Origin of the sequence: Arthrobacter sp. ZGTC412 (assembly GCF_002929215.1) — a bacterium.
Taxonomy (GTDB): Bacteria; Actinomycetota; Actinomycetes; order Actinomycetales; family Micrococcaceae; genus Arthrobacter.
Window position 1 is genome coordinate 25,406 of the sequence record NZ_PJII01000028.1, and the last position, 10,667, is coordinate 36,072.

Annotated in this window: 11 protein-coding genes; all 11 read left to right on the forward strand. The window is 61.9% G+C overall.

What is annotated here, in order from left to right; genetic code table 11:
* The first annotated feature begins 105 nt into the window (after nucleotides 1-105).
* The gene (locus CXQ88_RS20605; protein ID WP_104046020.1) at nucleotides 106-318 is read left to right on the forward strand and encodes a hypothetical protein; all 213 of its coding nucleotides are present in this window, start codon (nucleotides 106-108) and stop codon (nucleotides 316-318) included.
* Between the two features lie 34 nt (nucleotides 319-352).
* Nucleotides 353-1,591: an NADP-dependent isocitrate dehydrogenase gene (locus CXQ88_RS20610; RefSeq protein WP_104046021.1), complete on the forward strand. Its 1,239-nt coding sequence runs from the start codon at nucleotides 353-355 to the stop codon at nucleotides 1,589-1,591.
* 66 nt (nucleotides 1,592-1,657) lie between these two features.
* Nucleotides 1,658-3,052 (forward strand): NAD-dependent succinate-semialdehyde dehydrogenase, encoded by a 1,395-nt coding sequence (locus tag CXQ88_RS20615; protein ID WP_104046022.1) that lies wholly within the window; start codon nucleotides 1,658-1,660, stop codon nucleotides 3,050-3,052.
* Between the two features lie 11 nt (nucleotides 3,053-3,063).
* The gene (locus CXQ88_RS20620; protein ID WP_104046023.1) at nucleotides 3,064-3,525 is read left to right on the forward strand and encodes a cupin domain-containing protein; all 462 of its coding nucleotides are present in this window, start codon (nucleotides 3,064-3,066) and stop codon (nucleotides 3,523-3,525) included.
* A complete protein-coding gene (locus CXQ88_RS20625) occupies nucleotides 3,522-3,821 on the forward strand; it encodes an antibiotic biosynthesis monooxygenase family protein (RefSeq protein ID WP_104046024.1) in 300 nt (99 codons plus the stop codon). The genes CXQ88_RS20620 and CXQ88_RS20625 overlap by 4 nt, the downstream gene beginning before the upstream one ends.
* Nucleotides 3,822-3,897: 76 nt before the next feature.
* Nucleotides 3,898-4,722 carry a DeoR/GlpR family DNA-binding transcription regulator gene (locus CXQ88_RS20630; RefSeq protein ID WP_104046025.1) on the forward strand — a complete coding sequence of 275 codons (825 nt, stop codon included), beginning with the start codon at nucleotides 3,898-3,900 and terminating at the stop codon, nucleotides 4,720-4,722.
* A gap of 220 nt (nucleotides 4,723-4,942) precedes the next feature.
* Complete coding sequence (rraA, locus tag CXQ88_RS20635) at nucleotides 4,943-5,419, forward strand: ribonuclease E activity regulator RraA (RefSeq protein ID WP_104046026.1); 477 nt, start codon at nucleotides 4,943-4,945, stop codon at nucleotides 5,417-5,419.
* Nucleotides 5,409-6,191, forward strand: coding sequence for a FadR/GntR family transcriptional regulator (locus CXQ88_RS20640; RefSeq protein ID WP_219816366.1), 783 nt, complete (start codon nucleotides 5,409-5,411; stop codon nucleotides 6,189-6,191). The genes rraA and CXQ88_RS20640 overlap by 11 nt, the downstream gene beginning before the upstream one ends.
* 292 nt (nucleotides 6,192-6,483) lie before the next feature.
* Complete coding sequence (locus CXQ88_RS20645) at nucleotides 6,484-7,659, forward strand: ABC transporter substrate-binding protein (protein ID WP_104046028.1); 1,176 nt, start codon at nucleotides 6,484-6,486, stop codon at nucleotides 7,657-7,659.
* Between the two features lie 30 nt (nucleotides 7,660-7,689).
* A complete protein-coding gene (locus CXQ88_RS20650) occupies nucleotides 7,690-9,462 on the forward strand; it encodes an ABC transporter permease (RefSeq protein ID WP_104046029.1) in 1,773 nt (590 codons plus the stop codon).
* Complete coding sequence (locus tag CXQ88_RS20655) at nucleotides 9,455-10,585, forward strand: ABC transporter ATP-binding protein (RefSeq protein ID WP_104046031.1); 1,131 nt, start codon at nucleotides 9,455-9,457, stop codon at nucleotides 10,583-10,585. Before CXQ88_RS20650 ends, CXQ88_RS20655 begins: the two co-directional genes overlap by 8 nt.
* Nucleotides 10,586-10,667: the final 82 nt, after the last annotated feature.

Below are 10,667 nucleotides of genomic sequence, written 5' to 3' on the forward strand. Positions count from 1 at the left end.
CACCCTCCGCCCCATCAGAACAAGGAGCAATTTATGCCAATCCATCACCCTCAAACGGCCAGCTTTCAAGCTCGGCTGTCCCGTCATGCCCAGCTGGAACCGGTATTGAACTGGACAAAGCTCGCCCGCCAAGACGATCTTGAGCTCGTGCACCGGAACGGAAAAACCCTTACCTCAGGCCGGGTGGACATGCTCGCTTTGGACGGCAGCGTTTTCTGGCTGATTCAGGACAACGGCAAAGGCCGGGCAATGTTCCTTCCGGACGACGACGTCATGGTTTTCAGGCACAAGCGCGCTCCGAATAGGCCAAAATTCTAGGCGCCCCGAAGCCCAACCAACAGCAAGGAAAATCATGAGTGCGTTCGAGAAAATTGATGTCGTGGGTTCGGTGGTGGAGCTCGATGGCGATGAGATGACCCACGTCATGTGGCAGTTCATCAGGGACCGCCTGATAACTCCCTATTTAGACATCAAGCTGGAGAGTTTTGATCTCTCACTGGAAAACCGGGACGCGACCGATGACCAGGTCACGCTGCAGGCTGCCCATGCCATCCGTCAGCACAAAGTAGGTGTCAAGTGCGCCACCATCACCCCGGATGAAGCGCGAGTCCGGGAATTCGGGCTGAAGAAGATGTGGCCCTCGCCCAACGGGACAGTCCGCAACGTCCTGGGCGGCGTCCTCTTCCGCGAACCGATCATCATCTCCAACATCCCCCGGCTCGTCCCGGGCTGGAACAAACCCATCATTATCGGCCGGCACGCCTTCGGCGACCAATACCGGGCCACCAACTTCAAGGTCCCCGGGCCCGGGACGCTCACGTTGACATTCACCCCCTCCGATGGCGGAGAGGAGATCCGGCAGGAAGTTGCCACATACCCGGACGGCGGCGGCGTGGCGATGGGCATGTACAACTTCAGCGACTCCATCCGCGACTTCGCCCGCGCATCCTTCTCCTACGGTCTACAGCGGAATTACCCCGTCTACCTGTCCACAAAGAACACCATCCTCAAGGCCTACGACGGGCAGTTCAAAGACCTGTTCCAGGAGGTGTTCGAGGCCGAATTCAAGGACCGGTTCGAGGCCGCCGGCCTGGGCTACGAGCACCGGCTAATCGATGACATGGTCGCCTCAGCCATGAAATGGGAGGGCGGCTACGTTTGGGCCTGCAAGAACTACGACGGCGACGTCCAGTCAGACATCGTCGCCCAAGGCTTCGGTTCGCTCGGACTAATGACGTCCGTCCTCATGACGCCCGACGGCAGCACCCTGGTGGCGGAAGCCGCCCATGGCACCATCACGCGGCACTACCGCCAACACCAACAGGGCAAGCCCACCTCCACGAACCCCATCGCCTGCATCTTCGCGTGGACCGGCGCACTGCGTCACCGCGGCAAGCTGGACCAGACACCGGATCTGACCCGCTTCGCCGAAACACTCGAGGACGTAGTCATCAAGGCTGTCGAATCCGGGGCGATGACCAAAGACCTAGCGCTGTTGATTGGGCCGGAACAGCCCTTCCTGACTACCCAAGAGTTCCTGGCTGCAGTTGACGCACGCCTTGCAACATCACTCGTGACGGTCACTGCCTGATTTTCGGCCGGCGCACCACAGGCAGAGAACGATGCCACACATCCCTAGATCTAAGGAAGAAAACGAATGATCTCAACGATCAACCCCGTTACCGGTGAGCAGATCCAGAGCTTCGACGCCCACACCGAACAGCAGGTGGATGCCGCCCTGACCGCGGCCGCGGATGCACAGAAAAGCTGGCGGGCCGTCCCGGTCGAGGACCGGGTCCAGATCCTGCGCAACACCGCCAAGGTCCTGCGCGACGGCAAGGCCGACTACGCCCGGCTGATTACCCTCGAGATGGGCAAGCCCATCTCCGAAGCAGAAGCTGAAATCGAAAAGTGCGCCAAGACGGCCGAATACTACGCCGAGCACGCCCCGCGCTTCCTGGCACCGGAAACGATTGAATCCGATGCCGCCGCCTCCGGGGTCGTCTTCGATCCCCTGGGCGTCGTGCTGGCCATCATGCCGTGGAACTACCCTTTCTGGCAGTTCTTCCGCTTTGCCCTGCCGGCATTGGCGGCAGGCAACGGCGCGATCCTCAAGCACGCCAACAACGTCCCGGCCTCCGCTCTGGCCGTGGAAGAAATCATGGACAAGGCAGGGCTGCCCGCCGGCCTGTTCGCCACGGTCCTGATCGAATCCGACCGGGTCGCCGGTCTCATCGCTGATGACCGGATCGCAGCGGTCACCTTGACCGGTTCCACCCAGGTCGGCCGGATCGTTGCCGGGCAGGCGGGGAACGCGCTGAAGAAGCAGGTCCTGGAGCTCGGCGGCTCAGACCCGTTCATCGTCCTGGCGGACGCGGACATCAAGGCGGCGGCGAAGGTAGCGGTCAAGGCCCGTTTCACCAACAACGGCCAGTCCTGCGTGAACGCGAAACGGTTCATTGTCGACGAAAAGATCGCCGATGAATTCGTCGCCGAGTTCCTGGCCCGCACCCGCGAACTCGTTGTCGGGGACCCGACCGACCGGGCAACTACCATCGGCCCGATGGCCCGGGAAAACCTCCGCGCCGAACTCCACGACCAGGTCACCCGCACGGTGGAAAACGGCGGGAAGATCATCCTGGGCGGCAACATCGTGGACGGGCCCGGCTACTTCTACGAGCCCACCGTCATTGACCACGTCCGCCCCGGACAGGCGGCCTTCGACGAGGAAACCTTCGGCCCCGTCGCGGCCATCATCCGCGTTTCCTCCACCGAGGAAGCCATCACCCTGGCCAACCAGACCGAGTTCGGCCTCGGCGCCGCGCTCTGGACCCGGGACACCGACAAGGCAACAGCCCTGCTGCGGCACATCGACGCCGGAGCAGTGTTCATCAACGGCATGGTCGCCTCCGACCCGCGCCTGCCCTTCGGCGGCATCAAAAACTCCGGTTACGGCCGAGAACTCGGTTCCTACGGCATCCGGGAATTCACCAACATGAAGACGTTCTGGACCGGCACCGCAACCGCCGCAACCCCCGCCGTCGCCGATTAAGGAAGTCCCCAATGACGCACATCTGCACCAGCATCAGCTTCGTGGACGCAGTCATCCTGCGCCCGGCCGAACTGCCCCGCAAAGACCGCGGCAACGGCGCCTCCACCGTCCCGCTCGTCGGATCCCACCTGGGCGCGACCACGTTCCTGAACGGGATCACCACCTTCGATCCGGGCGCCGCCATCGGCCACCACAGCCACAACTGCGTCGAATCCGTCGCCGTCATCGAAGGCACCGCCTTCGTAGACATCGACGGTACCGAGCACTACCTGAACACCTACGACACCACCTTCGTGCCGGCCAACATTATCCACCGGTTCCGCAACGCCTCGGACACCGAGCCGATGAAGATCCTCTGGACCTACGCCTCCATCGACGCGACCCGGACCATGGCCGGCACGACCGAGCGCACCCGCATTGATGAAGAACAGGCCAACCAGCCGGCAGCCACGGAAGCAGGAGCAGCATCATGATCCAAGAGATAGCGACCTTGACCATCAAGCCCGGCGCCGCGCTGGCATTCGAGGACGCAGTTGCTGAAGCTGCGCCGCTCTTCCAGAAAGCACCAGGCGCCCTGGGCTTCCGTCTCGACCGCTCCATCGAGACCCCGCTCCAGTACACCCTCACCGTTGCCTGGGCAACGGTCGAGGACCACACCGTCGGGTTCCGCAACTCCGAAGCCTTCGCCACGTGGCGCGAACTCGTCGGACCCCACTTCGCCGAGGCACCCAAGGTCAAGCACCTCGAACACGTATACCTCGGCTTCTAAAACCCAACCTCACCGAATTACCGGCCAGACGTCCGGCGAGCTGGCACCCCTACACTGGTGCGGAGGAGGAACACCATTGGCACGTCTGCCTTCGCTCATTCCTGAACAGCGCCGGCAGGAGATCCTACGGCATCTCCAGCGCGAACAGGTTCTGAGTTATAAGCAGCTCACAGAGCTCGTAGGGGTCAGCCATATGACGGTACGCCGGGACGTTGCTGCCCTGGCTGAGCAGGGGTGGGTCACCGCCGCGCAGGGTGGCGCCTTGTTTGTCCCACGGCAGTTGGCCGAACCCCGGCGCATGCAGAAGAACGACAGCGACCTACCTCAAAGGACTGCTATCGCGAAGGCAGCGGCTTCGATGGTCTCGGACTCGATGACGATCTACCTCGATGCTGGAACAACGGTGCAGGCCATGCGGCCGTTTCTCGAAGCGAGGACAGGCCTCACTATCGTCAGTAACGACCTCAGCACCATTCTGGCGTTCATGGACCACCGCGGCGTGGATATCGTTTGCCTTGGCGGCAGCGTAGACATCAACAGCCAGTCAACGCTGGGGCGGTTGGCTGCCCGGACGCTGAAAGAACTGTCCTTGGACATCGCCTTCCTGTCCTGCCAGTCTTGGGATGCCAAGCACGGAGTTACAGCTATGGTCGAGGCTGCAGTCGAAGTAAAGAGGGCAGCGCACGATGCTGCGACGTCCACCGTCCTGTTGGCCGATAGTGGAAAGTTCGCCAGATTCGGGACCTATCGTGTGATCAGCCTCGAAGAACTCGACAGGATTGTCACAGACGATGGACTATCCGTTGACGATCTCGACGTGCTGCCCACTGAAGTAACGGAAGTCATCCGTGCTGATGCCATCGATGCTTCTCCGGTGACGGCAACCGAAACTGTCTGGTAGAAAAGCTGAGGAGCATTCGGTCCTCTGCCCGTCCGGCGGGCCTGACGCGACGGACGTTGTTCGTATTTGGTCGGTTTGATGGGCGTTGCTCCTTGGAGAGTCCGGCCACCGTGCTCATGCCGGGAAGTCAGGCGAAGAAAGTGCAAAAAACTGCTCTTAGGTGGTCGACCACTTTGGGTTTGCGGAGTAGCATTGCGGTACGACTCAAAGGGGATTATTCATGACAGCGGAATCCGTCAACACAGCTGATCTTTACGATGAGCGCGGCGAGGACATTCAGTCCCTCGCCATCCAGTTCCAGTCACTCGGCGGCAGGACACACTTCAGCGGCCCCGCCAGGACTGTCCGGTGCTTCGAGGACAACGCTCTGCTCAAGTCCGTGGTATCCACCCCCGGCGAAGGTGCCATCCTGGTTGTTGACGGCGGCGGGTCGCTCTCCCGGGCATTAATGGGGGACATGATCGCCGAGATCGCCGTTTCCAACGGGTGGTCCGGCGTGATCATCAATGGAGCCATCCGGGACCGCGAAGCGATTTCCGGCCTCCCGCTGGGCGTGAAAGCATTGGGAAGCAACCCCAGAAAAAGCACCAAGACCGGCGCTGGCGAGTCCGACGTTGAACTGACTCTCGATGGTGTCACCATCAGGCCAGGCGCCTTGGTGTACTGCGACCCGGATGGAGTTCTTGTTGAGCGCTGACCCAGCCATTGCCGAACCCGCCCCGCGGGCCACCCGCCGTAAACGTGCGGTACCCTCGGTGACGGGACTCAAGCCTGTGAGCGTGGTCCATGCAGAGCCCGCGTCCTCCGAGGTTGCCAAGGCCCTGCTGGACTACATTTTTTCCGGACAGGTCGCCCCGGGCGAGAAGCTCCCTTCGGAGCGTCAGCTCAGCGAATCCTTCGGAGTGGGACGCTCAGTAGTTCGCGAGGGAATCAAGTCACTGGGTCTACTGGGCCTTGTGGAGTTCCGCCACGGCGGCGGAACGTTCCTCCGGAATGCCAACTCCGAACTGCTGCCCAGGGTGATCGAGTGGGGGCTGATGCTCGGTGAGCGCCGCACCTCGGACCTGGTGGAAGCCCGCCAGCACATCGAGCGGGTGACCGCGGGCCTCGCCGCCACGCGCAGGACTGACGCGGACCTCAAGCGCATCAAGAAGGCCCTGGATGCGATGGGTGCAGCCAAAACAACCGAGGAGTTCGTCACCGCCGACGTCGACTTCCACCTTGCAGTCGCTGACGCCTCCGGAAACACTGTCCTTGCCAACATGCTGAAGAACATCGCAGCGCTCCTGCGGGTGTGGATCCACCGCGTCATGGACGCGGAAACGTCCTTCACCGGCTCCCACCGAGAACACACCCCCGTGTACGAGGCAATCCTGGCCGGCGACGCCGACAGGGCTTCCGGGTCGATGGCAGAACACATGGATGCAGCCAGTGGCAGGCTCATGGCTACGCTGAACTCCAGCGAATAAGTACGCGCAACGGGCGGGGAGGCAGGCAAAGCTTCCCCGCTTTTTGCTGCCCAAAAAGTGCCCGAGAACAGTAATTCCTTAAATCAAGACACAAGTGGTTGACTGGCCGACCACTTAAGGGCATCCTGATGAGGCACCAGAAAAACTTGAACCGGAAATGCGCGAGATTTCTGGTGCCTAGTGGTTGACTGGTCGACCACTTAGCGTCATGATTGTGTGAGCAGCCTCACTGGCTGATCACAGTCACGGAAGACAACCAAGACCAGCCGTGCAGCCTCAAGGGAGAGAAGCAATGACTGAATTCAAGACGGCCCCGCCATCCGGGCCTCGCCGCCGGATGGTTATGACCGCTGGTGCGGCAGCAATCGCGGCCCTGATGGGTTTGACCGCATGTGGCGGCGACACCGGCCCAGCACAGACGCCCGCACCGGAGAATTCCATCGCCGTGGGGGAGTATCCCGACTACTACCCCGCTGATTACAAAGACGTGGTCGCCGCAGCCGAAAAAGAGGGCGGCGAGCTGACCATCTACTCCAATACCGACCAGGAAAACTGGGATCCTGTACTGCGTGACTTCAAGAAGAAGTACCCGTTCGTCACAAAAATCTCCGCCAACAACCTGGACAGCGACGAAGTTTTCCAGAAGGCGCTGAGCGAGAAGGCCACCGGTGGGTCCGCAGCGGACATCTTCGTCTCCAACGCCGCAGGGGCATGGGCAGACTTCGCAGCCCGCGACGGAATGCTGGCCGACTACACATCACCGGAACTGGGTAAACTCCCGACATTCGCCGCACTGCTGCCGGGCGTGGTCGCCATGTCCGCTGACCCGCAGACCATCGCGTACAACACAACTTTGCTCGAAGAAAAGCCCGAGAGCCTGAAGGGGCTTGCTGAGCAAATCAAGGCCAACCCGGCCGACTTCGAGAACATGATCGGTGTTCGCGACACCACCGGCGCCTTTGGCTTCACCATGTTCTACAACCTCACCGAGTCCCACCCGGAAGCCTGGGACTCACTGGCAACAATTCTTTCGGCCTCACGCCCCGAGACGTCCTCAGGCACCCTGTCCGAAAAGGTCCTGGCCGGCGAGTACAAGGCCGGTGTCCTGGTCACAGCCGCTCCGGCGTTTCCTGTGGTGAAGAACAGTAACGGCCTTTTCGACATTGTTCTCCCGACCGACGGCACGGTTGTGATTCCCCGCGGCCTCGGCGTCTCCGCTGACGCACCGCACCCGGCAACGGCCAAACTCTTCCAGGACTTCGTGATCTCAGAAGAAGGCCAGCAGGCAGTTCTCGAAGGCGGACTGTCCTCCTACCGAGAGGGCGTGGAATCAGTCCAGTTCGCCCTGACCTACCAGGATGTCGTCTCCAAGGTCGGCGAAGAGAACGTCATCATGGCCCCGTACGAGACTGTCCCGGCGGACAAGGTGAAGGCATTCACCGACCGCTGGCAGAGCCTCCTCAAGTAGCCCATGGTGCAAGGATCTGGAACCAAAATCATGAAAACACTCCCCGAGGTCGCCTCCGCTCCGGCGGAAACCCCGTCGCGAACTGATTTCCCGGCACCCAAGTACCGCAGAATACTGGGCGTCGACCGCAGCCAGCTGCTTTTCTGGGCAACCATCATCGTCCTGGCGCTCCTGGTCCTTGCACCTGTGGTCCCCACGCTGTACCAATCGGTGATGGACCGTCCTCTCTATGAGGAGGGCGGTCTGTTCACCACGGAAAACTTCACCCGGCTCTTTACTGAAGCTGGCTTCGGCATGGTGGCAGTCAATACGCTGATCTTTGCTGTGATGACCACAGTCCTGACGCTGCTGATCGCCGTCCCAATGGCCATCGTGGTCGTGCGCACCAACATTCCCGGCCGCAGGTTCTTCGGGGCGGCCATGCAGTGGCCGTTCTTTATCTCCTCCCTGATCCTGGGTTTTGGCTGGATCACCATGTACGGGCCGGCCGGCTTCGCCAGCGTGGAGGTCCGACGCGTCCTGGGCTTCCTGCCCTGGGACCTGTACACCATCCCCGGCATGGCTATCACCGAGGCTGTGGCACTTGCACCCATCGCCTACGTCTTCTGCTCCAACGCGCTGCGCAACTCGGACGCATCCCTCGAAGGCGCTGCCCAGACCGTAGGAGCCGGCCCGTTCCGGATCCTGTGGTCCGTGATCATCCCGATGCTCCGCCCGCCGATGGTGTACAGCTCCGTGCTGGTCTTCAGCATGTCCATCGAAACCCTTTCCATTCCGCTGCTCTACGGCCAGCCGGTAGGAATCACGGTCTTCGCGACGTTCCTGTACAAGAACGGGCTGCAGTCCATAGACCCCGACTACGGCATCCTCGGCGCCGCGTCGGTGATTATCCTGCTGGTGACAATCCTTCTCGTCGCCGTCCAGGCCAAGCTCCTCAAAGACGCCAAGCGTTTCGTCTCCGTCCGCGGCAAGGCCACCAGGCCGCGCCTGCTGGACCTGGGCTGGATCAAATGGCTCTCGGTCGCCTTCATCACCATCTACGTGGTCATCGGTGCGCTGGTCCCGATCGCCGGCCTGGTGATGCGCTCCTTCACCAAGGTGTTCACCCCGCTGCAGAACCCGCTCCTCTCATTGACAATGGGCAACTACCAGCGCATCATCGAGTTCCCGGTCTACCTCGCCTCGATCCGCAACAGCCTCATCGTTGCAAGCGTCGGCGCCGTCCTGGTCAGTGTGCTGGCCGTCGTCGCCGTCGTCGTCTCGAAGCGCTCCACCTTCCGCTACCGCAGGGTCATCGAGTACCTGGCCCTGGCCCCGCAGGCCATGCCCGGCCTGATCATCGGTATCGGCCTGTTCTGGGCGTTCTCCTTCCTGCCCTTCAACATGGGCTCCCTGCTCCAGGGCACCATCTGGGCCATCATCATCGGCTTCGGACTCCGGGCCCTGCCCAGCGCCTTCGGTTCCATCTCACCGGCCGTCATGCAGATCGGGGAGGAGCTGGACAACGCGGCCCGCGTCAACGGCGCCGACTGGCTCAAAATGTTCCTCCGTATCCTCGTGAAGCTCCTCACCCCCGCCTTCGTCGCCGCCATGGTCCTGACCTTCGTGGTGATGATGAAGGAATACTCCCCGGCGATCTTCCTCGGCTCGGCCGACACCAACATCATCGGCACCACCATGCTCGAGCTCTGGGTCCAGGGCAACACCGGATCAGTGGCCGCCCTGGCCACCATTCAGATCGCAATTACTGCAGCCTTCGTCGGCATCGCCGGCCTGCTCATGAAAGGTAAAAAAGATGCCTGACGTCGTCGTCAAGAATCTCCGCAAAGACTTCGGAGGGATCACCGTCCTCCACGAAGTCAGCTTCACCATCAAGGACGGGGAGTTCTTCACCCTCCTGGGCCCCTCCGGCTGCGGAAAGTCCACCACCCTGTCCTGCCTCGCCGGCCTGGAACAGCCGACGTCGGGCTCCATCGCCGTCGGAAACACCGTCCTGGTCGATGACTCCTCGAACAAATTTGTCCCGCCGGAAGAGCGCAATCTGGGCATGGTCTTCCAGTCCTACGCGCTGTGGCCGCACATGACCCTGGCACAAAACCTGGCCATGCCCCTTAACATCCGCAAGGTCCCCAAAGCAGAGCAGAACACCCTGATCCACGACGCCCTGGACAAGGTCGGCCTGGCCCACCTGGCACACCGCTACCCGCACCAGCTCTCAGGCGGCCAACAGCAGCGCGTCGCCCTCGCCCGCGCCCTCGTCTACTCACCCAAGGTCCTGCTCCTGGACGAACCGCTCTCCAACCTGGACGCCAAACTCCGCGAACAGGCCCGCGTCTGGCTCAAACGACTGCAGTCCGAACTCGGCATCACCACCGTCTACGTCACCCACGACCAGGAAGAAGCCCTGGCCATGAGCGACCGCATCGCGGTGATGTCCAACGGCAATATGCTCCAGGTCGCCCCGCCCGAGGAAATCTACGAACGCCCCGCCACGGCAGAAGTCGCCGCCTTCATCGGACGCTCCAACTTCCTCGACGGCATCATCACCTCAACCATCGGCGACCGGGCGATCGTCCGGCTCGAAGACACCGGGGAGACTGTCACCGCAGTCTTGGCAGACCAGATGAACGACGGCGACCCGGTCACAGTGGCCTTCCGCCCCGAAAAGGCAACGCTGGCGCCGCTGGGAGACCCGGTCCCGTCGGGGACCGTGGGCTTGCCGGTGGAAATCCTCACCACCTCCTATGTCGGCTCACGCTACGAATACGAACTGCGCTACGGCGCGCGCACGCTGGCAGTGGACAGCAAGAACAACGCCTTGCACGGGGACCTCATGCTCATGGTCCCGATCGAAGCCCTGCGGCTTTACCCGCGGGCGAACGTCGTCTCCAAGGACGCCGCCGAACTCATGGCAGTAATCCCGTAACCTCCGGTCCGTCAAAGAGACCTGGATATATAGAAAAGGAAAAACCCGTGACTGAATCCAAGCAGTACCAGCTGGCCGTCCT